The sequence below is a fragment of the Cognatiluteimonas lumbrici genome, from assembly GCF_006476065.1.
Classification (GTDB): Bacteria; Pseudomonadota; Gammaproteobacteria; order Xanthomonadales; family Xanthomonadaceae; genus Cognatiluteimonas; species Cognatiluteimonas lumbrici.
This window is the reverse complement of record NZ_ML636798.1, coordinates 1,156,798-1,176,384: the sequence shown is the minus strand read 5'-3', so window position 1 is coordinate 1,176,384 and position 19,587 is coordinate 1,156,798. Positions and strand designations below refer to the sequence as shown.

Here is a 19,587-nt window from a genome sequence, read left to right as displayed (position 1 = left end):
GCTCACTCCAGCGACAACAGCAGTTTCCATTGCGCCGCCGTCACCGGCAGCACCGACAGGCGCGAGCCCTTGCGGATCAGCGCGAAGTCCTCGCCCAGCGCCTCGGCCTGCCCGCGGATCTCCTCGAGCGGGATCGGGCGGCGCAGGTGGCGCACGTAGCCGACGTCCACCAGGTCCCAGCGCGGCTGTTCGCGCGTGGCCTTGGGGTCGTGGTACTTGGACTTGCGCTCGAACTGGGTCGGGTCCGGATAGGGCAGGCTGGCGACCTCGCCGATGCCGTAGATGCCCGGGACCTCGCAGTTCGAGTGGTAGAAGAGCACGCCGTCGCCCGGCGTCATCTGGCGCATGAAGTTGCGTGCCTGGTAGTTGCGCACGCCGGTCCAGGGCTCGCTGCCGACGCGCTCCAGGTCGTCGATCGAGAAGTCGCCCGGTTCGGACTTCATCAGCCAATGGCGTTTACGCTTGCTCATTCGCGTGTTCCCATGAAGGTCGCCTGCTCGGTGCAGGCGGCGTCCAGCGGCACGTCCCAGGGCGCGCGTTCGATCGCGTCCACCTGCTGCAACGCAAAGCCGACGCCGACCAGCCACGGCGGCGGCGAGCCGCCGGGCGCGTTCCGGAACGCGAACGTGCGATCGTACCAGCCGCCGCCCATGCCGAGCCGATGGCAGCTCGCGTCGAACGCCACCAGGGGCAGCACCGCGAGTCCGAGCTCGCTTGCCTCCAGCAGCGCATCGCGCGCGACGACCGGTTCGGGGATGCCGAAACGGTTGGGCGCGAGCGGCGCACCGGGGCGCCAGGGCGCGAAGCGGAGCAGGTCGTCCTCGCACAGCACCGGCAGGCAATAGCGCACCGCCGCAGGCAGCCGCAGCTGCCATGCATGCAACGCGATCTCGCCGTCCATGGCCCAGTAGCCGGCGACCGCGCCGGAGGCGGGCGAGAAGGGAAGCGCGAGCAGCTGCGCCGCGAGCGCTTCGGCTGCGGCAATGCGGGTCGCGGCGGGAAGGGCGCGACGGCGCTCGCGGAGTTCGCGGCGCCGTGCGTCGCGCGCCGCCTTCATGCGGCGCGCTTCATGCGGAAGACATCCTCCGCCGTGGCGATGCGTGCGAAACGACCTTGAACCCGGGGTTCAAGTGGGACTGCCTGGAAACCTTCGGGCTTCCCGCTGCTGGGCGGACTTGCACACCCGGCTTCCGCTGCACTCCCGTGGTCGCTTTTAAGGGCCAAGGGTAATGTTTGCACACGCCGTCGCGCAGGGCAGAGGACGCACCCGGAGTATAGCGGGACGATGGCCGGCGGCGCAGCCGCCCATCGGTTGCGGGACGCCGCGCGTTCAGCCACGTGCGCGTCAGAGCGCGAGGCCGTCCAGCCTCTGCTGCAGGCGGTCGAGCGCCCCGGTGAGCTCGCGATCGCGCTGCGCCTGGCCATCGCGGAGCTGCTGCAGCTCATGCGCGAGGTTCAGCGCGGCCAGCACCGCCACCCGGTCCACCGCGGCGATGCGGTTGGCGCCGCGCACCTCGCGCATCTTCTCCTCCAGCAGCTTCGCGGCGGCCATCAGGCTGTCGCGCGCGGAAGGTTCGACCCCGACGGTGTACTCGCGGTCCAGCAGGCGGATGGAGACCGGTTCGCTCGCGCTGCTCATGTGTGCTGCTCCAGCGACTTCAGCCGCGCGATCATCGCCTCGACGCGGGAGCGCGCCTGCTCGTTCTTGGCCAGCAGTTGCGCCCGCTCGCCGGACAACTGCTCCTGCTGCTGGCGCAGACTGCGGTTCTCCTCGGCGAGCTGCTGCGCGCGTGCCGCCAGTGCGTCCACGCGCGCGGCAAGGGCGTGCAGGCGGGCGATCACCTCGGGGCTGTCCATTCCGGCACGATAGGCAGCGTCCATCCCCGGGTCAAGACGGGCTCAGGGAGTGCTCGATTCCAGCAGCGCGACCCCGGGGTCGCCGGCGAGCCGGGGCGACCAGCCGCGGATGAAGGCCAGGCAATGCTGGCGCTCGAGGGGCGGCGACAGCCAGTACCCCTGGATCTCGTTGCAGCGGTGCGCGCGCAGGAACTGCAGCTGGGCCGCGGTCTCGACGCCTTCCGCCACCACGTTGAGCCCCAGCGAGCGCGCCATCGCCAGCACCGTCGTGGTGATGGCGGCATCGTCCGAGCCCTGGCTGAGGTCGTCGACGAACTCCTTGTCGATCTTGAGCGTGTTGATCGGAAGACGCTTGAGGTAGGCGAGCGACGAGTAGCCGGTACCGAAGTCGTCGATCGCGAGGTTGACCCCGAGGTCGCGGAATGCGCGCAGCTTGTCGGCGGTGTGCTGGGCGTTGGCCATGACCACGGTCTCGGTGATCTCGAGTTCCAGCGAACCGGGCGGCAGCCCGGTTTCCTCGAGCACGCGCTTGACCACCCCCGGGAAGTCGCCGCGCAGCAGCTGCAGGGCGGAGACGTTGACCGAGACGCCGAGCCCGGGGAGCCCCTGGCGGTGCCACTGCGCGGTTGCGAGGCAGGCCTCGCGCAGCACCCATTCGCCGATCTCCAGGATCAGCCCGCTCTCCTCGGCCAGCGGGATGAACTCGGCCGGGGGGATCTCGATATTGTCGGCGCCGCGCCAGCGCAGCAGCGCCTCCACGCCGACGATGCGGGACTGCGCCAGCGCCAGCCGGGGCTGGAACACCAGCCGCAGCTCGCCGCGGTCGAGGACCTTGCGCAGCGCCGCCGACACCGTCGCGCGCTGGCGGATGCTGACGTCCATCGCCTCGGTGTAGCGCATCCAGGTGCGCCGGCCCGCGGCCTTGGCCTGGTACATCGCGGTGTCGGCCTGCTTCAGCAGCTCGCTCGGGGTCTGCGCGTTCTGCGGGTACAGGCTGATGCCGATCGAGGGCGTGATCGCAATTTCCTGGTGGTCCTCCAGCAACAGTGGCTGCTCGAAGGCGGCGATGATGTCGCGCGCGGTGGCCTCGGCCTGGACCGGCGAGACCAGCCCTTCCAGCATCACCGTGAACTCGTCGCCGCTGAGCCGGGCGACCGTGTGCCGCGAGCCGACGGTCTCCTGCAGGCGCGCGGCGGTGGCGCGCAGGATGCGGTCGCCGGCGGCATGGCCGAGCGAGTCGTTGATGTCCTTGAAGCGGTCCAGGTCGAGGAACAGCAGCGCGAGCTGCTCGCCCTGGCGGCGCGCACGGACGATCGCCCGCGACAGCCGTTCGGCCAGCAGCGTGCGGTTGGGCAGGTTGGTCAGCGGGTCGAAGTTGGCCAGGTAGCGCAGTTCCTGCTCGGCCCGCTTCTGGTCGGTAATGTCGTTGAGCACGAGCACGTACAGGGTGCCGTCGCCGTCGCTGTCGCGCACCGAGCTGCACTCGTAGGCGCACAGGAACTCTTCGCCGTCCTTGCGCTTCTGCCACAGCTCGCCGGACCAGCGGCCCTGGTGGCGCAGTTCGCCACGGATCTCGGTGTAGTACGAGGCGGCGTGCTGCGCACTGTCCATCAGGCTGGCGTTGCGGCCGACCACTTCCTCGGCGGTGTAGCCGGTCATGCGCGAGAACGCCGGGTTGATGGAGATGAAGTCGAAGCCGGCATCGAGCACGCACACGGCCTCGGCCATGCTGCGCAGCACCTCGCTGGAGATCTTGCGCTCGTACTCGGCGTGGCGGCTGTGGGTGATGTTGCGTGCGGTGCCGGCGAGCCGCCGGGCGCGCCCGTCGCCGTCGCGCTCGACCACGCGTCCGCGCGCGCGCACCCACATCCATTCGCCATCCCCGTCCGGGATGCGGTGCTCGGACAGGAAGATCGGGGTGTCGCCGCGCACGTGCTGGCGCAGGCGCTCGCGGACCAGCGGGAGGTCGTCGGCATGGATCCGGTGGTCGGACTCGACCTCGGTCTCGACCGCGATGTCGGAGGCGCTGCGCACGTCCTCGGTGACGCGCATCCGCTGCAGCTCGCCGCGGACCAGGTCGTAGTCCCAGAACTGTTCGCCCGAGGCCCACAGTGCGAGCTTGAGGCGTTCCTCGCGGTCGCGCAGGTGCTCGAAATAGCGGCGCTCGAGCTGCCGGCGCCGACGCCACAGCAGCCACGCGCCGACACCGAGCAGCGCCGCCAGCAGCACGTAGCCGGCGCGCGCCAGCGGATGCCGCCACGCCGGGGGCGTGACCACCAGCGGGATGCGCAGTTCGGCGTCGTTCCAGGTGCCGTCGCCGCGGGTCGCCTGCGCCCGGAACACATAGTCGCCGGCCGGGAGCAGCGTGTAGGTGATTTCGCCGCGGTTGCCGTTGTCGATCCAGTCGTCGTCGAGGCCGTCGATCCGGTAGCGGTAGCGGATGCGCTCGTTGCCGAGGTAGCCGAGCGCACCGATGCGCAGGCGCAGGATCTCGGCGCTCTCGGGCAACTCGATGCGCTGCCGCCGCCAGGCAGGCTGTTCCGGGGCGCCCTGGCCGGCGCCGACCTGCAGCGAGAGCAGGCGCAGCGGCGCCTGCTCGACGTCCGCGCGGATGCGCGCGGGGTCGAACACGTTGAGCCCGCCGACGCCGCCGAAGGCGAGCCGGCCATCGCGCAGGCGGGCCGCGGCACCGCCGTTGAACTCCAGGTCCTGCAGGCCGTCCGCCAGCCCGAACGCGCTCAGGCTGCCAGGGCTGCCGCCGGCCCCCGGGGTGTAGCGCATCAGGCCGCGGTTGGTGCCCAGCCAGAGAGCACCGTTGTTGTCGCCGGCGAGGCTGAACACCACCGGCAGCGACTCGTTCGCGAGCGCCGGCAGCAGCGGCTGCGTGAAGCGCGGCTGCCCGCCCTCGAGCGCGACCCGGTTGAGTCCGCCGTGGCTGCCCACCCACAGCGTGCCCTGGTGGTCTTCCCACAGTGCGCGCACGATGTCGCCGGCCAGACCGTCGGTGCTGCCGGCGTGGCGGCGGAAATGCCGGAGCATCCCGGAGGCGGGGTCGAACAGGTCCAGCCCGCGGCTGGTGCCGATCCATACCTTGCCGTCCACGGCGACCAGGACCGCGTGCACCTGGGGGTGCGACAGCCCGGAGGGGTCGCCGCCGATGAACGGGATCCGGCGTACGCGTCCGGCATGGGTGCCGCCCGGCTCGAAGCGGATCACGCCGGCGTCGTCCGTGCCGAGCCACAGGGTGCCTTCGCGGTCCAGCGCGATGCTGCGCAGCGCCGGCCTGTCGATGGACGGGATCCGCGCTTCGCGCATCTCCGGCACGGCCGGGTCGAAGCGGAACAGCCCGACGCTGGTCGCCACCCAGGGCTGCCCGCTGCCATCGTCGGCGAAGCCCATGACGCGCAGGCCGTCGGGCGTCGGCGCCTGCGGGAGCAGGCGGGTGAAGTCCTCGAAGCCGGCGCCGTCGGCGTAACGCAACAGGCGGCCGTCGTCCGTCCCGAGCCACAGCCGCTGCGCGCGGTCCTCGAACACGGAGCGGATGCTGCTGTCCACGATCGCGCCGTCGCTGTCGCGGCGTTGCGGGTCCACCAGGTACCGGAAGCGGGCGCCGGTCGACTCGGCCACCGCCAGCCCGTGGTACTGGCCGCCGACCCAGAGGAGTCCGTCGCCGTCGACGAACAGGGTGTTGACGGTGTCCTCTGGCAACGCACCGGCGATCGCGTGGTCCTGGCGCAGCGCCCGGACTTCCCCGGTGGCGGGATCCAGCCTGCGCAACCCGAACGGCGCCGCCGCGAACCAGACCGCGCCGTCCGGGGCGATCGCCAGGCCGGTCACCGCGCCGGCGTCGCCGCCCTCGCGCGGCCAGGCCTGCACCGGCACGCCGTCTTCGCCGATCCGCCACAGCCTGTGGTGGCCGCCGGCCCACAGCGTTCCCGCGGGGTCGCGCGCGAGCGCCAGCACCGGTTCGCCGGAGACCTTGCGACTGCTGCCGTCCGCCGCCACCCGGAACAGGCCCTGCCCGGTGGCATACCAGAGCGCGCCGTCGGAGCCGCGCGCGAGCGCCTGGCGCAGCCCGGCGTGCTCGTCCAGCGTCAGCACGGCGTGCCGCGCGCCCGTGGCCGGGTCCAGTCGTTCCAGGCCGAGGCCGGTGCCGACCCAGAGCACGCCGGGCTCGACCAGCAGGGCGAACACGCGCTGGGCCTCGGCGTCCCCCTCCGCGCTGAATGCGCGGATCGCGCCGGTGCCGAGGTCCAGCCGCGCCACGTATTGCGAATAGGTGCCGATCCAGAGGCCGTCGTCGTCGGCCTGCAGCGCGGTGACGAAGCTGTCGGGCAGGCTCCCGGCAACGCGCGGATCCTGCTGGTACAGCGTGTAGCGGCGTCCGTCGTAGCGGTGCAGGCCGCCCTGGGTACCGACCCAGACGAAGCCGTCGGCATCCCGGGCGATCGCGGTCACCGAGTTCTGCGCCAGCGCCTCGCCACCGCCTGCGCGTTCGAAGTAGTACTCGCGTTCGGCCGCGCCGGCGCCATCGCCGGCACCGGCGAGTGCCACGAGCAGGAGCGCAGCGAACAGTGCGCGCAAAGTGCCGGACCAGGCGATGGCGAGATTCCCCGAGACCGCGTTCGCGGACTGGCCGAAGTGTAGGACATGCGCGCTAGACTGTGGACTTTCCCCAGAGGCTCTCCATGTCCCGTTCATTGCCGTCGCTGGAAGAGGTTCGCGCCGCGATCGGGCGCGCCGGCATGGGGGTGGACGCGGCGGAGCTGCACGGTGGCCTGTGCGGCTGGCTCGCGGGCGGCGCTGCGCTGGCCCCGGACTGGCCTGCGCAGGTGATGGCGGATCCGGCGTTGCCGCCGGTCTCCGGCGGCGGCGTGCTGGAGCAACTCGGCGAGGCCAGCGCCGGGCAGCTGGAGGACCGCGAGTTCGGCTTCGAGCTGCTGTTGCCGGGCGGCGAGGCTCCGCTGTTGGAGCGCAGCGGCGCGCTGTTCGACTGGTGCCGTGGCTTCCTGGGCGGCTTCGGCCTGGCAGCCGGCGGCGAACCGCCATTGTCGGCGGAGGGCCGCGAGGCGCTGGCGGACCTGGCGCGGCTGGCTGCGGCGACCCCACAGGAAGACGGCGACCAGGACGACGAGGACGCGCTGGCCGAGATCGAGGAGTTCGTGCGCGTGGCCGTGCTGTTGTTGCACGGCGACTGCGCGCTTGGCCCGCGCCACCGCAAGCAACTGCACTGACATGAAGGCGCTGACGGGCATCGACGGCAAGGAGTTCGCGCGCCGCCGCCGGCAGCTGATGCGGATGGCCGGCGAGGAGGCGATCCTGGTGCTCCCGGCCGCGCCGGAGCGCATCCGCAGCCGCGACACGCACTATCCGTACCGCCAGGATTCCGACCTCTGGTACCTCAGCGGCTTCCCGGAGCCGGAAGCGGTGCTGGTGCTGGTCCCCGGGCGCGCGCACGGCGAGGCGATCCTGTTCTGCCGCGAGCGCGATCCGGAGCGCGAAGGCTGGGACGGCCCGCGCAGCGGCCCCGACGGCGCGGTCGAGCGCTTCGGGCTGGACGACGCGTATCCGATCGACGACCTCGACGAGATCCTCCCGGGGCTGCTCGAGGGACGGACCCGGGTCTACTACCACTTCGGCCGCGACACCGAGTTCGACCTCAAGCTGATCGGCTGGCTCAACCGCGTGCGGGCGCAGGTGCGCAGCGGCGCGCAGCCGCCGCACGAGTTCCTCGAACTGGGCCACCTGCTCGACGAGTTGCGGCTGTTCAAGTCGCCGGCGGAACTGAAGCTGATGCAGCGCGCCGCCGACATCAGCGTGCGCGCGCACGAGGCCGCGATGCGCGCGGCGCGCCCGGGCATCCACGAATACGAACTGCAGGCGGAACTCGAGCGCGTGTTCCGCATGCACGATGCGGTGCCCGCCTACGGCAGCATCGTCGGCGCCGGCGCCAACGGCTGCGTGCTGCACTACGTCGCCAACAACGGGCAGGCCGCGGACGGCGACCTGGTGCTGGTGGACGCCGGCGCCGAATACCGCAACTACGCCGCGGACATCACCCGCACCTTCCCGGTCAACGGCCGCTTCACGCGCGAGCAGCGCCAGCTGCACGACCTCGTCGGCGAGGCGCAGGCGGCGGCGCTCGCCCAGGCCCGCCCGGGGGTGCCGTACGAAGCCGGGCACCAGGCCGCGGTCTCGGTGCTGACCGAGGGCCTGCTGCGGCTGGGCCTGCTCAAGGGCAGGCTGGAGAAGAACATCGCCGACGGTAGCTACAGGCGTTACTACCGCCACAAGACCGGACATTGGCTCGGGCTGGACGTGCACGACGTCGGCGACTACCGCATCGACAACGAGTCGCGGCTGCTGGAGCCGGGCATGGTGTTCACCATCGAGCCCGGCCTCTACGTTCCGCCGGACGACACCACCGTCGCGGCCAAGTGGCGCGGCATCGGCATCCGCACCGAGGACGACGTCCTGGTGACCAAGGACGGCCACAAGGTGCTCACCGCGAAGCTCGCGCGCAGCGCCGACGAGATCGAGGCCCTGATGGCTCCTACGCGGCGAAACCTTCCCGGGTCAGGTTGACCGGGTCGCCTTCGGTGCACACCACGTCGTCCTCGATGCGGATGCCGCCGTAGGGGCGGAACGCATCCACGCGCGCCCAGTCCACCGCGCCCGCGTGCGGTCCGGCGCGGAGTTCCTCGAGCAGCATGTCGATGAAGTAGATGCCGGGCTCGATGGTCACGACCATGCCCGGGGCCAGCGTGCGCGTCAGGCGCAGGTACGGGTGCCCCTCCGGCTTCGGCAGCGGTTCCCCGCCGCGGTCGTCGGAGGCGAAGCCGGCGACGTCGTGCACCTGCAGGCCGATGCCGTGGCCGATGCCGTGCGGGAAGAAGACGGAACTCACGCCGGTCTCCAGGGCGGCCTCGGGCGACAGCGACAGGATCCCGAAGTCGCGCAGGATCGCGGCCAGCGCCAGGTGCGCGTCGAGGTGCAGCTGGCGGTAGTCGTGGCCGGCGCGCACCTGCGCGCACATCGCCTGCTGCGCGGCATCCACCGCGTCCACCAGTGCCTGGAACTCGTCCGCGGGGTTGGCCGAGTAGGTGCGGGTGATGTCGCAGGCGTAGCCTCCGTGGCTGGCGCCGGCATCGATCAGGAAGCTGCGCACCGGTTCGGGCGGGACCCGGTCGCGGTCGGTGTAGTGCAGCACCGCCGCATGCTCGTTGAGCGCGACGATGTTGCCGTAGGGCAGCGTCTCGCTGTCCTGGCCCGCGGCCTGGCAGTAGGCCAGGTGGATGCCGAATTCGCTGGCGCCGGCGCGGAACGCCCGCTCCGCGGCGCGGTGGCCGCGCACGCCGCGCACCGTCGCCTCGCGCATCATCGCGATCTCGTAGGGCGTCTTGAAGGCGCGGTGGTACTCGAGGTAATCGACCACCGCGGGCGGGTTGCCGGGGACGTAGCCGCCGAGCGCGGATTGCGGCTCGCCGAGGATCGCGCAGCGGGCCGGGTCACCGGGCAGGTGCTGCAGGGCTTCCTCCGGGGTGCGGATCACGACGATGTCGAACTCCGGCACCCAATGGCCGGACGGCGCGCGCGGCACCACGTGCCAGTAGTCGCGGGGCTGCAGGTAGAGCAGCCTGGGGCGCTGCCCGGGGGTATGCACGAGCCAGCTTCCCGGGTTGCGCGTCAGCGGTAGCCAGGCCTTGAACTGCGGGTTCACCGCGTACGGATAGTCGCGGTCGTCGAACACCTGGTAGTGCAGGGTGCCGCTCGGCACCACCAGGTGGTCCAGGCCGGCGCGCTCGAGCGCGGTGTCGGCCCGGCTTCGCACCGTGGTCAGGTGGTCCCGGTATAAAGTGCTCCACTCGACGGTGGTCATGAGGATCCTCTTGGGCGAATCAGCGGATTCTGACGCATCCCGGCGGGAGTTGCAGGCTGGAACGGTGAACAGGGGCACGGGCCTGCCCGCGTGGTCCTGGGCCGCGCTTGCACTGCTCCTGGGGGTCGCCGCGACCCTCGCGGTGTCGCGTTCGCAACAGCTCGAGGCGCGTGCGGCGCAGGACCGCGCGTTCCGTGCCCTCGCGACCGAGGCGTTCAACGCGGTTGCCGACAGCCTGCACGATTGCGAACAGCTGCTGCGTGCGGTGCAGACCGTGTTCCTGGCGTCCGGCGAGGTGTCGGCGGACGAGTTCGCGCACCTGTACCAGAACCTGCACCCGCGCACCCGCTTCCCCAGCCTGCGTGCGCTGGCCTACGCCGAGCGACGGGGGCAGGGGAGTTACGTCACCACCCATGTGCAGCCGGTGGCCGGCAACGAGGCGCTGCAGGGACTCGATGCCGCGACCCAGCCGGACAACCTCGCGGCGATCCGGGCCTCGCGCGACAGCAACACGGTCGCGATGTCGGCGCCGTTCCCGCTGGTCCAGCAGGCGACGCCGGTCGCCAACGGCATCACCCTGCGCCTGCCGGCCTACGCCGGCGGCACGCCGCCGCGCACGCTCGCGGAGCGGCGCGCCCGCATGCGTGGCTCGATCGCGGCGTCGTTCGTCGCGCCGGAGCTGGTCGCCGACGCGATTCCGGCGACCACGCTGGAGGCGCTGTGGATCGAGGTCCTGGACGTCGGCGACATCGGCGGAGCGCCCTTGTACGTTTCCGGGCCGCCGCCGGAGGGCGTGGACGTGCTGCACGAGCGGGACCTGCACTTCGGCGGTCGCACGTGGCGGCTGCGCATGCGGCCGCGCGAGCCGATCGCCGCGGCCTGGCCGCATTCGATCCTGTGGCCGGGGCTGCTGGCGAGCGTACTGCTGGCCTCGCTGGTGTGGTCGGTGGCCGGAACCCGGCGCCGCGCGCTGGATCTCGGACTGCGCATGAGCCACCGCTATCGCGAGAGCGAACAGCGCTTCCGCACGCTCAACGACCTGCTGCCGGCGCTGGTGCTGCTGGCGCGCGACGAGGACGGGCGCATCCTCTACGCCAACCAGGCCGCGTGCGCGCGCCTCGGCGGAGAGATCGAGCAGGGCATCCAGCTCGATGCCCTGTTCGAGGACCCGGCGATGCGCCGCCGGCTGCGCGATCAGGGCGACGGCTCCGACTGGAACAACGTCGAGGCGGTGCTGGTCTCGCTCAACGGCGACCGCTTCTGGGCCACGATCTCGATCGAGCGGGTGCGCGTCGGCGGCGAGCAACGCACGCTGGTGGTGGCCAGCGACATCTCCGAGCAACGCCAGCTCACCGAGCTGCTGAGCTACCAGGCCAGCCACGACGCGCTCACCGAGCTCTACAACCGGCGCGAGTTCGAACGCCACGTGCAGCGCGCGCTGGCGGCGATCACCCGCGACTCGCCGCCGCGCGCCTTGCTGTACATCGACCTCGACCAGTTCAAGCTGATCAACGACACCTCGGGGCACCTGGCAGGCGACCAGCTGCTGAGCCAGCTGGCGCTGGTGATGGTGGAGGTGGTGCGGCCCGGCGACCTGATCGCGCGCCTCGGCGGGGACGAGTTCGGCGTGCTCGTGCACGACGCCGGCACCGATGCCGCGCTGGCGCTCGCCGAGCGGCTGCGCGCGCGCATCGAGGGCCACATCTACGTGTGGGAACAACGCAGCTACACGATCAGCGCCAGCATCGGCGTGGTCCTGCTCGACCGCCCCGGCATGACCCTGCGCGAAGCGCTGGCGCAGGCCGATACCGCCTGCTACCTGGCCAAGGACCATGGCCGCAACCGGATCCACCTGTTCTCCGAGCAGGACGACGACGCGATCCGCCGCCGCGGCGAGATGGAATGGGCCAACCGGCTGCGCTGGGCGATCGACGAGCGGCGCCTGCTGATCGACTACCAGGAGATCCGCCCGCTGCAGCACGCCCCGGGCGACGCGCCACGCATCGAGTTGCTGCTGCGCCTGCGCGACGAGAACGGGCGCGTGGTGGCGCCGGGGACGTTCCTGCCCGCCGCGGAGCGCTACGGCCTGGTTCCGCAGCTGGACCGCTGGGTGGTCGGCGAGGCGGTCGCCAACTTCGCGCGCCTGCACGCCAGCGGCAAGCCGCCGGGGCGCTGTTCGATCAACCTCTCGGCCGCGTCGCTCGAGGACGAAGGCCTGGTGGACCACGTGGTCGCGCTGGTGAAGGCGCACGCGGTCGAGCCCCGGCGCCTGTGCTTCGAGCTGACCGAGACGGTGGCGGTGCGCGACCTCGCGCGCGCGGTGCGCTTCATCGAGCGGCTGCGCGCGTTCGGCTGCTGCGTGGCGCTCGACGACTTCGGCGCCGGGATGTCGTCGTTCGGCTACCTGAAGAACCTGCCGGTGGACACGATCAAGATCGACGGCAGCTTCGTCCGCGACGTGGACCGCGACCCGATGAGCCGCTCGATCGTGGACGCGATCACCGAGATCGGGCACCAGCGCGGGATCGACGTGGTCGCCGAGTGGGTGGACAGCGAGCGCATCGTGGGCGTGCTGCGCGAGCTCGGGGTGGACTTCGGCCAGGGCCACGCCCTGCACCGGCCCGAGCCGGTGCTCTACCAGCGCGCGGCGCGCGCGCTAGAGGAATAGCGAGATCACGTCGTTGGCGAAGCGCCGCCCGAGCGCGGTCGGCACGACGTGGTCCGCGCCCACCACCAGCCAGCCGCGGGAGACCGCCTCGCCGAGTTCCCCCGCGATCGCGTCGCGCGACAGGCCGGTGCGCGCCTCGAATGCCGAAAGCGCGAAGCCTTCGTTGAGGCGCAGCGCGTTGAGCATGTAGTCGAACGCACGCCGCGACGGCTCCAGGTCCTCCTCGCCTCCGATCGCGGCCGCGGTGCCGGCCTTGGCCAGGTAGGACGCGGGTTGCCTGAGCTTCCAGCGCCGCAGGATGCGCTGTTCCGCGCCCAGGGTCAGCTTGCCGTGCGCGCCGGCGCCGATGCCGAGGTAGTCGCCGAAGTGCCAGTAGTTGAGGTTGTGCGCGCAGCGCCGCCCGGGGCGCGCCCAGGCACTGGTCTCGTACTGTTCGAAGCCGGCCTCGGCGAGCATTGCCTGGCAGCGTTCCTGGATGTCGCAGGCGGCGTCGTGGTCCGGGATGCCCTCCGGCGGGCGCGCCGCGAACAGCGTGTTCGGCTCCAGCGTGAGCTGGTAGTGCGACACGTGCGCGGGGGACAGCGCGAACGCCCGCTGCAGGTCGGCCTCGGCCATCGCCAGGGTCTGCCCCGGGAGCGCATGCATCAGGTCGAGGTTGATGTTGTCGAAGCCGGCATCCTGGGCCAGCTTCACCGCGGCTTCGGCCTCGCGCGAGTCGTGGATGCGCCCGAGCCGCCGCAGGCAGCCGTCGTCGAAACTCTGCACGCCGAAGCTCAGGCGGTTCACGCCGGCCGCCCGGTAACCCTCGAAGCGGCCGTGCTCGGCGGTGCCCGGGTTGGTCTCCAGGGTGATCTCGCAATCCGGCGCGAAGCGCAGCCGGCCGCTGGCCTGCTGCAGGAAGGCGTCGATCGCATCGGGGGGAAACAGCGAAGGGGTGCCGCCGCCGAAGAACACGCTGTGCACCACCCGGCCCCAGGCCAGCGGCAGGTCGTGGTCCAGGTCGGCGACCAAAGCGGCGACGTAGTCGTCGAACGGCAGCGGCCCGCGCTGCGCGTGCGAGTTGAAGTCGCAGTACGGGCACTTGCGCACGCACCAGGGCAGGTGCACGTACAGCGACAGCGGCGGCACCTGCAGCATCAGATTTCGTCGAGGCGCTGCCGCAGGCTGGCCAGCGCGCGGCCGCGGTGGCTGATCGTGTTCTTGACCGCGGGCTCGAGCTCGGCGGCGGTGAGTGCATTCTCGGGATCCAGGAACACCGGGTCGTAGCCGAAGCCGCCGCTGCCGCGGGGCGCGCGCAGGATGCGGCCCGACCAGCTGCCCTCGGCGATGATCGGTTGCGGGTCGGTCGCGTGGCGCAACAGCACGACGGCGCAATGGAAGCGTGCGCCGCGGGCGTCGTCGGGCACGCCCTCCAGTTCGCGCAACAGGCGCTCGATGTTGCGCGCCGCGTCGCCGTGGCCGCCGGCGTAACGGGCCGAGTACAGCCCGGGCGCGCCGCCGAGCGCGTCCACGCACAGCCCGGAGTCGTCCGCCAGCGCCGGCAGGCCGGTGGCCCGTGCGGCGTGGCGTGCCTTCAGCAGGGCGTTCTCGACGAAGGTGAGCCCGGTTTCCTCGGCATCCCCGACCCCGAACTCCGATTGCGGCCGGACGACGTGTCCCGAGCCTTCGAGCAGCTGCCGCAGTTCGGCGAGCTTGCCCGGGTTGCCGCTGGCCAGCACCAGGTCCACGGTCAGCCGGCGAGCGCCGCCCGCTGCGCCGCGAACAGCTCCCGGCACCCCTGCTCGGCGAGGGTGAGCATCGCGTCCAGTTCCTCGCGCCGGAAGGCATGGCCCTCGGCGGTGCCCTGCAGTTCGATGAAGCCGCCGCCGTCGTTCATGACCACGTTCATGTCGGTGTCGCAGGCGCTGTCCTCGGCGTAGTCGAGGTCGAGCACCGGCACGCCGCGGTGGATGCCGACCGACACCGCGGCCACCGCGCCGAACACCGGCGAGCGCCCGCCGCGCGGCTTGATCTCGCCGCGCGCGATGAGCGCGTCCACGGCGTCCACCAGGGCCACGTAGGCGCCGGTGATCGCGGCGGTGCGGGTGCCGCCGTCGGCCTGCAGCACGTCGCAGTCCAGGGTGATGGTGCGTTCGCCGAGCGCGGCCCGGTCCACGCAGGCACGCAGGCTGCGCCCGACCAGGCGCTGGATCTCCAGCGTGCGCCCGCCCTGCTTGCCGCGCGCCGCCTCGCGGTCGCTGCGGGTGTGGGTGGCGCGCGGCAGCATGCCGTACTCGGCGGTGACCCAGCCTTCGCCCTTGCCGCGCAGGAATGCCGGCACACGGGCCTCGACGCTGGCGGTGCACAGCACCCGGGTGTCGCCGAACGCCACCAGCACCGAGCCCTCGGCGTGGCGGGTGAAGCCGCGGACGAAGGAGACGTCTCGCATCTGCGCGGGCGCGCGGCCGCTGGGCCGGATGATGGCGGGGGTGTCGGGCATGGCTTATCCGTGGAGGCGCGGAGATGCAGCCGCGCGGCCGGCGATTCTAGCAGTCAGCGGTCCCCGGCCCGGTGAGCGCGCATGCCCCGTGGTGGCATACTCGCCGCATGATCCGAAGCATGACCGCTTTCGCTTCCGGCGAGCGCCAGGGGCCGGCCGGCACGCTGGCCTGCGAGCTGCGTGCGGTCAACCACCGCTTCCTCGAGGTCGGTCTGCGCCTGCCCGAAGAGTTGCGCGCCCTCGAGCCTGCGATGCGCGAACGCGTGGCCGCGCGTATCCACCGCGGCAAGCTGGAGCTGGGCTTCCGCCTGCGCACGGAAGGCGCCGGCACGCTGGAGCTCGATGGCGCGGTCGTGGCCAGGCTGGCCCGCGTCGGCATGGACATGCAGGCGAAGTTCCCGATGCTGCGCGCCGAACTGACCGAGCTGCTGCAGTTCCCCGGCGTGCTGCGCAGCCGGCCGGTGGACAGCGAGGCGCTGCACGCCATGGCGCTGGAGTTGCTGGATGCGGTCCTGGACGAGTTCGTCGCGGCGCGCGAGCGCGAGGGCGCCGGCCTGGCCGCCGCGATCGCGGAGCGGGTGGACGGCATCGAGGCCCTGGCGGCCAGCGTGCGCGAACTGATGCCGGCGATCCGGGCCGGCCAGCGCAGGAAGCTGGAAGCGCGCCTGGCCGAGCTGTCGCAGCCGGCGGACCCGGGCCGGCTGGAGCAGGAGCTGGTGCTGTGGCTGCAGAAGCTCGACGTGGACGAGGAGCTGGACCGGCTCGACACCCACGTCGCCGAACTGCGCCGCGTGCTCCGCCAGGACCGCCCGGTGGGGCGGCGCATGGACTTCCTGCTGCAGGAGTTCAACCGCGAGGCCAACACCCTGGGCTCGAAGTCGGTGGACGCGCGCACCTCGGCCGCGTCAGTCGAGCTCAAGGTGCTGATCGACCAGATCCGGGAACAGGCCCAGAACATCGAATGAGCACGCCCGCATCGCCCCCGCTGCGCGGCACCCTGTTCGTGGTCGCCGCGCCCTCCGGCGCCGGCAAGTCGAGCATCGTCAACGCCTGCCTGGCGCGCGACCCCGACATCTGCCTGTCCATCTCCTTCACCTCGCGCGCGCCGCGCCCCGGCGAGCGGCACCACGAGCACTACCACTTCGTCAGCGAGGCCGAGTTCGAGCGCATGGTCGCCGCCGGCGACTTCTTCGAGCACGCGCGCGTGCACGGCGACTGGAAGGGCACCGCGCGGCAGTCGGTCGAGCCGCAGCTGGCGGCGGGCAAGGACGTGCTGCTCGAGATCGACTGGCAGGGCGCGCGCCAGGTGCGCGCACAGGTGCCCGACGCGGTCGGAGTCTTCATCCTGCCGCCCTCCAGGGATGCGCTGGAACAGCGCATGCGCGCGCGCGGACAGGACAGCGAGGAAGTCATCGCGCGCAGGCTGGCGGCGGCCCGCGACGAGATGGCCCACCACGACGAGTTCGACTACGTGATCGTCAACGAGGTGTTCGAAACCGCGGTCGAGGACATGTGCGCGATCTTCCGGGCCAGCAGGCTGCGGCTGTCGCAGCAGCGGCAGCGCCACGAGCGCCTCATCCGGGACCTCCTAAGTCCCTGATTCGCAAGCAGGTATTGCGGACCGGGGCGCCGAGACAGTACAATTCCCGGTCCCCCGCCCAGTTACGGACGGCCCAGAGCCGCCGGGAGCCCCATGGCCCGCATTACCGTCGAAGATTGCCTGGAAGTGGTCGACAACCGCTTCGAACTCGTGATGATGGCCGCCAAGCGCGCGCGCCAACTGGCCAACGGCGTCGAGCCGCAGCTGGACAACAGCGAGGCCAACGACAAGCCGACGGTGCTCGCCCTGCGCGAGATCGCGGCCCGCCGCATCGACGAGGCCTACATCGAGGCCGTGGACAAGGCCGAGCGCGAGCGCAAGGAGCGCGAGGCGCTGGAGTGGGCCGCCGCCGAGGTGGTCGCCGACGACGACCTGTCGAAGGGCGACGACTGACGGAAGCAGGGAACGGGGAACGGGGAACCGTGGTTCGCCGGTCCCGATGGCAGAACGGCTCCGGAAACGGGGCCGTTTTCGTGTCCGGAGCCCTGCTTTTCACCGTTCCCTGTTCCCCGTTCCCCGTTCCCGCTTTACTCTCGATCCCATGACCCCGGCCGATCCCGCCGCCAGCCACGCCATCCCGGCGCCCGTGCCCGACGAGGCCGTGCCCGAGTACGTGCGCGCGCTCGAGCGGGCCGCCGACTACCTGCCGGAGGAACAGCGCCCCCTGCTGCGCCGGGCCTGGGCGGTCGGCGCCTCGGCCCATGCCGGACAGACGCGGCGTTCGGGCGAGCCCTACATCACCCACCCGGTGGCGGTGGCGTCGGTGCTGGCCGAGCAGCGGGTGGACGTCGAGACCCTGGTCGCCGCGATCCTGCACGACACCCTGGAGGACACGCCGCTGACGCGCGCGGCGATCGTCGGCGAGTTCGGCGAGACCGTGGCCGAACTGGTGGACGGCGTCACCAAGCTGGACAAGCTGCGCTTCGCCGACCGCCAGGAGGCGGCTGCGGAAAGCTTCCGCAAGATGATGCTGGCGATGGCGCGCGACCTGCGCGTGATCATGATCAAGCTGGCCGACCGGCTGCACAACATGCGCACGCTGGGCGCGCAGGGCCCGGAAGCGCGCGCCCGCATCGCGCGCGAGACGCTCGAGATCTACGCGCCCATCGCCCAGCGCCTGGGCATGAACCTGTTCAAGGCCGAGCTGCAGGACCTCGGCTTCCACGGCCTGCATCCGTGGCGCCACGCGGTGCTCGAGAAGCGCATCCGCACCCAGCCGATCGTGCGCCGCGAGGCGCTGGCGCGGATCGAGGCGCAGCTGGCGCAGCGGCTCACCAACGAAGGCCTGCAATACCGCCTGGTCGGCCGGGTGAAGTCGCCCTGGAGCATCTATTCGAAGATGCGCGCCGAGGGCAAGACCTTCGACCAGGTGATGGACGTGTTCGGCTTCCGGATCGTGGTCGACAGCGTCGCCGACTGCTACCACGCGCTGGGCGTAGTGCATTCGGTCTACAAGCCGCTGGACGGGCGCTTCCGCGACTTCATCGCGATCCCCAAGGCCAACGGCTACCAGTCCTTGCACACGGTGCTGTTCGGGCCCTACGGATCGCCGATCGAAGTCCAGATCCGCACCGCGGAGATGGACCTGGTGGCGGAGCGCGGGATCGCCGCGCACTGGATGTACAAGCACGGCGGCTCCGGCAACAGCGCCCACAGCCGCGCGCATTCCTGGATCACCGGGCTGATGGAGAGCCAGCGCGGCACCGGCTCGTCGCTGGAGTTCCTGGAGAACGTCAAGGTCGACCTGTTCCCGGACGAGGTGTACCTGTTCACGCCGCAGGGCGACATCCTGGCCCTGCCCAGGAACGCGACCGCACTGGACTTCGCCTACTCGGTGCACACCGACGTCGGCAACCACGCCGTGGCCGCGAGGGTGGACAAGAAACTGGCGCCGCTGCGCACCAAGCTGTCCAGTGGCCAGAAGGTGGAGGTGATCACCGCGAAGTCGGCGGCGCCGCAGCCGCAGTGGCTGGAGTTCGTGGTCACCGGCAAGGCGCGCACCGCGATCCGCCACCAGCTCAAGCAGCTCGAGCACGAGGACGCCGTGCAGCTCGGGCACCGCATGCTGGACCGCGCGCTGGAGCGGCTGCAGAGCTCGCTCGACCGGCTGCCGCCGGCGCGGCTGGACGCCTACCTGGCCGAGAACCGCTACCCGCGGCTCGAGGCGCTGCTCGCCGACATCGCGCTGGGCAACCGCATGCCGGCCCAGGTGGCGCGGGTGCTGGCCGCGGAGGAGCCGGCCGCGCCCGCCGACCTGCCCGAGCTCGGCGAGAAGATCCTGATCACCGGCCACGAGCGCGGCGTGATCACCTTCGCCAACTGCTGCATGCCGATCCCGGGCGACGAGATCATGGGCTACCACACCACCGGCAAGGGCGTGGTGGTGCACCGGATGGACTGTCCCAACGTCGCCGACTACAGGAAGTCGCCCGAGCGCTGGGTCCCGATCGGCTGGGACCGCGAGGTGTCCGGCGACTTCCACAGCGCGCTCATGGTCGAGGTCGAGAACCGGCCCGGCGTGCTGGCCCAGGTGGCGGCGTCGATCGCCCAGGCCGAGTCCAACATCGACGGCGTGGAGTACCTCGAGCGCGACAGCAACATCGCCTCGATCCGCTTCGCGATCGAGGTTCGCGACCGCCGGCACATCGCCGAGGTCATCCGCCGCGTGCGCCGGCTGGGAGTCGTGCACGGCGTGCAAAGGCTGTAGCATCGGCGCATGTCCAGGCAACCCGTGCAAACCGACCAGGCGCCCGCCGCGATCGGCCCGTATTCGCAGGCCGTCCGCGCCGGCAACACCGTCTACTGCTCCGGCCAGATCCCGCTGGATCCGGCGACCGGCGAACTGGTGCAGGGCGACATCGCCGCCCAGGCCCGTCGCGCGTTCGACAACCTGAAGGCCGTCTGCGAGGCCGCCGGCGGCTCCTTCGACGACGTCGTCCGGCTCGGCCTGTACCTGACCGACCTCGGCCAGTTCGCCCAGGTCAACGCGGTCATGGCCGAGTACTTCCAGGCGCCGTATCCCGCCCGTTCCACCATCGAGGTGTCGGCCCTGCCCAAGGGCGCCGCGTTCGAGGTGGACGCGGTCGTCGTCCTCGGCTGAGTCG

The 19,587-nt window shown here is 71.7% G+C and carries 17 protein-coding genes and 1 other RNA gene; 8 read left to right on the top strand and 10 right to left on the bottom strand.

Translation table 11 applies throughout. The features are described from left to right. Nucleotides 1–2: 2 nt before the first annotated feature. From E4F25_RS05680 to E4F25_RS05655, 6 genes are all read right to left on the bottom strand, one after another. The gene (locus E4F25_RS05680) at nt 3–470 is read right to left on the bottom strand and encodes an EVE domain-containing protein (protein WP_140909222.1); all 468 of its coding nucleotides are present in this window, start codon (nt 468–470) and stop codon (nt 3–5) included. Beyond that, nucleotides 467–1,057, bottom strand: coding sequence for a 5-formyltetrahydrofolate cyclo-ligase (locus E4F25_RS05675; RefSeq protein WP_140909221.1), 591 nt, complete (start codon nt 1,055–1,057; stop codon nt 467–469). Before E4F25_RS05675 ends, E4F25_RS05680 begins: the two co-directional genes overlap by 4 nt. 21 nt (nt 1,058–1,078) lie before the next feature. Further along, nucleotides 1,079–1,264: non-coding RNA, 6S RNA (gene ssrS / locus E4F25_RS05670), on the bottom strand. A gap of 81 nt (nt 1,265–1,345) precedes the next feature. Beyond that, nucleotides 1,346–1,639 (bottom strand): cell division protein ZapA, encoded by a 294-nt coding sequence (locus E4F25_RS05665; RefSeq protein WP_140909220.1) that lies wholly within the window; start codon nt 1,637–1,639, stop codon nt 1,346–1,348. Continuing rightward, on the bottom strand, nt 1,636–1,857 hold the full coding sequence (locus E4F25_RS05660; protein WP_140909219.1) for a TIGR02449 family protein: 222 nt from the start codon (nt 1,855–1,857) through the stop codon (nt 1,636–1,638). The genes E4F25_RS05665 and E4F25_RS05660 overlap by 4 nt, the downstream gene beginning before the upstream one ends. Nucleotides 1,858–1,899: 42 nt before the next feature. Then, nucleotides 1,900–6,441: an EAL domain-containing protein gene (locus tag E4F25_RS05655; RefSeq protein ID WP_220433188.1), complete on the bottom strand. Its 4,542-nt coding sequence runs from the start codon at nt 6,439–6,441 to the stop codon at nt 1,900–1,902. Nucleotides 6,442–6,545: 104 nt separating this feature from the next. Here E4F25_RS05655 and E4F25_RS05650 point away from each other — a divergent pair, with 104 nt between their 5' ends. Continuing rightward, the gene (locus tag E4F25_RS05650) at nt 6,546–7,091 is read left to right on the top strand and encodes a UPF0149 family protein (RefSeq protein ID WP_140909217.1); all 546 of its coding nucleotides are present in this window, start codon (nt 6,546–6,548) and stop codon (nt 7,089–7,091) included. A gap of 1 nt (nt 7,092) precedes the next feature. Next, nucleotides 7,093–8,442, top strand: coding sequence for an aminopeptidase P N-terminal domain-containing protein (locus E4F25_RS05645; protein ID WP_140909216.1), 1,350 nt, complete (start codon nt 7,093–7,095; stop codon nt 8,440–8,442). On the opposite strand, the gene pepQ is transcribed toward E4F25_RS05645, so the two are convergent. After that, nucleotides 8,411–9,736 carry a Xaa-Pro dipeptidase gene (gene pepQ, locus E4F25_RS05640; RefSeq protein ID WP_140909215.1) on the bottom strand — a complete coding sequence of 442 codons (1,326 nt, stop codon included), beginning with the start codon at nt 9,734–9,736 and terminating at the stop codon, nt 8,411–8,413. The two genes, E4F25_RS05645 and pepQ, sit on opposite strands and share 32 nt — an antisense overlap. A gap of 64 nt (nt 9,737–9,800) precedes the next feature. On the opposite strand from pepQ, the gene E4F25_RS05635 reads away from it, so the two are divergent. Beyond that, nucleotides 9,801–12,404, top strand: a complete 2,604-nt coding sequence (locus E4F25_RS05635; protein ID WP_246069779.1) for a bifunctional diguanylate cyclase/phosphodiesterase — start codon at nt 9,801–9,803, stop codon at nt 12,402–12,404. On the opposite strand, the gene hemW is transcribed toward E4F25_RS05635, so the two are convergent. From hemW to rph, 3 genes are read right to left on the bottom strand one after another with little or no spacing between them, the layout of a single operon-like run. Continuing rightward, nucleotides 12,393–13,541: a radical SAM family heme chaperone HemW gene (gene hemW, locus E4F25_RS11520; protein ID WP_220433187.1), complete on the bottom strand. Its 1,149-nt coding sequence runs from the start codon at nt 13,539–13,541 to the stop codon at nt 12,393–12,395. The genes E4F25_RS05635 and hemW overlap by 12 nt on opposite strands. Beyond that, entirely contained in the window at nt 13,541–14,131 is a 591-nt protein-coding gene (rdgB, locus tag E4F25_RS11515) for an RdgB/HAM1 family non-canonical purine NTP pyrophosphatase (protein ID WP_220433186.1), read from the bottom strand. Before rdgB ends, hemW begins: the two co-directional genes overlap by 1 nt. Before the next feature lie 2 nt (nt 14,132–14,133). Then, nucleotides 14,134–14,883: a ribonuclease PH gene (gene rph / locus E4F25_RS05625; RefSeq protein ID WP_140909212.1), complete on the bottom strand. Its 750-nt coding sequence runs from the start codon at nt 14,881–14,883 to the stop codon at nt 14,134–14,136. A 107-nt stretch (nt 14,884–14,990) separates the two neighbouring features. Here rph and E4F25_RS05620 point away from each other — a divergent pair, with 107 nt between their 5' ends. From E4F25_RS05620 to E4F25_RS05600, 5 genes are all read left to right on the top strand, one after another. Then, entirely contained in the window at nt 14,991–15,848 is an 858-nt protein-coding gene (locus E4F25_RS05620; RefSeq protein WP_140909211.1) for a YicC/YloC family endoribonuclease, read from the top strand. Nucleotides 15,849–15,868: 20 nt separating this feature from the next. Beyond that, entirely contained in the window at nt 15,869–16,483 is a 615-nt protein-coding gene (gene gmk, locus E4F25_RS05615; protein WP_140910345.1) for a guanylate kinase, read from the top strand. 93 nt (nt 16,484–16,576) lie between these two features. After that, nucleotides 16,577–16,876 carry a DNA-directed RNA polymerase subunit omega gene (gene rpoZ, locus E4F25_RS05610; protein ID WP_140909210.1) on the top strand — a complete coding sequence of 100 codons (300 nt, stop codon included), beginning with the start codon at nt 16,577–16,579 and terminating at the stop codon, nt 16,874–16,876. 148 nt (nt 16,877–17,024) lie between these two features. Continuing rightward, nucleotides 17,025–19,190, top strand: coding sequence for a RelA/SpoT family protein (locus E4F25_RS05605; RefSeq protein WP_140909209.1), 2,166 nt, complete (start codon nt 17,025–17,027; stop codon nt 19,188–19,190). Nucleotides 19,191–19,199: 9 nt separating this feature from the next. Then, nucleotides 19,200–19,583, top strand: coding sequence for a RidA family protein (locus E4F25_RS05600; RefSeq protein ID WP_140909208.1), 384 nt, complete (start codon nt 19,200–19,202; stop codon nt 19,581–19,583). The last annotated feature ends 4 nt before the right edge of the window (nt 19,584–19,587 follow it).

What these genes read in the sequence shown, in the direction of transcription:
- E4F25_RS05680 (WP_140909222.1), bottom strand. Translation starts at nt 470, where the DNA reads ATGAGCAAGCGTAAACGCCATTGGCTGATGAAGTCCGAACCGGGCGAC.
- E4F25_RS05675 (WP_140909221.1), bottom strand. Translation starts at nt 1,057, where the DNA reads ATGAAGGCGGCGCGCGACGCACGGCGCCGCGAACTCCGCGAGCGCCGT.
- E4F25_RS05665 (WP_140909220.1), bottom strand. Translation starts at nt 1,639, where the DNA reads ATGAGCAGCGCGAGCGAACCGGTCTCCATCCGCCTGCTGGACCGCGAG.
- E4F25_RS05660 (WP_140909219.1), bottom strand. Translation starts at nt 1,857, where the DNA reads ATGGACAGCCCCGAGGTGATCGCCCGCCTGCACGCCCTTGCCGCGCGC.
- E4F25_RS05650 (WP_140909217.1), top strand. Translation starts at nt 6,546, where the DNA reads ATGTCCCGTTCATTGCCGTCGCTGGAAGAGGTTCGCGCCGCGATCGGG.
- E4F25_RS05645 (WP_140909216.1), top strand. Translation starts at nt 7,093, where the DNA reads ATGAAGGCGCTGACGGGCATCGACGGCAAGGAGTTCGCGCGCCGCCGC.
- pepQ (WP_140909215.1), bottom strand. Translation starts at nt 9,736, where the DNA reads ATGACCACCGTCGAGTGGAGCACTTTATACCGGGACCACCTGACCACG.
- hemW (WP_220433187.1), bottom strand. Translation starts at nt 13,541, where the DNA reads ATGCTGCAGGTGCCGCCGCTGTCGCTGTACGTGCACCTGCCCTGGTGC.
- rph (WP_140909212.1), bottom strand. Translation starts at nt 14,883, where the DNA reads ATGCCCGACACCCCCGCCATCATCCGGCCCAGCGGCCGCGCGCCCGCG.
- E4F25_RS05620 (WP_140909211.1), top strand. Translation starts at nt 14,991, where the DNA reads ATGATCCGAAGCATGACCGCTTTCGCTTCCGGCGAGCGCCAGGGGCCG.
- rpoZ (WP_140909210.1), top strand. Translation starts at nt 16,577, where the DNA reads ATGGCCCGCATTACCGTCGAAGATTGCCTGGAAGTGGTCGACAACCGC.
- E4F25_RS05605 (WP_140909209.1), top strand. Translation starts at nt 17,025, where the DNA reads ATGACCCCGGCCGATCCCGCCGCCAGCCACGCCATCCCGGCGCCCGTG.
- E4F25_RS05600 (WP_140909208.1), top strand. Translation starts at nt 19,200, where the DNA reads ATGTCCAGGCAACCCGTGCAAACCGACCAGGCGCCCGCCGCGATCGGC.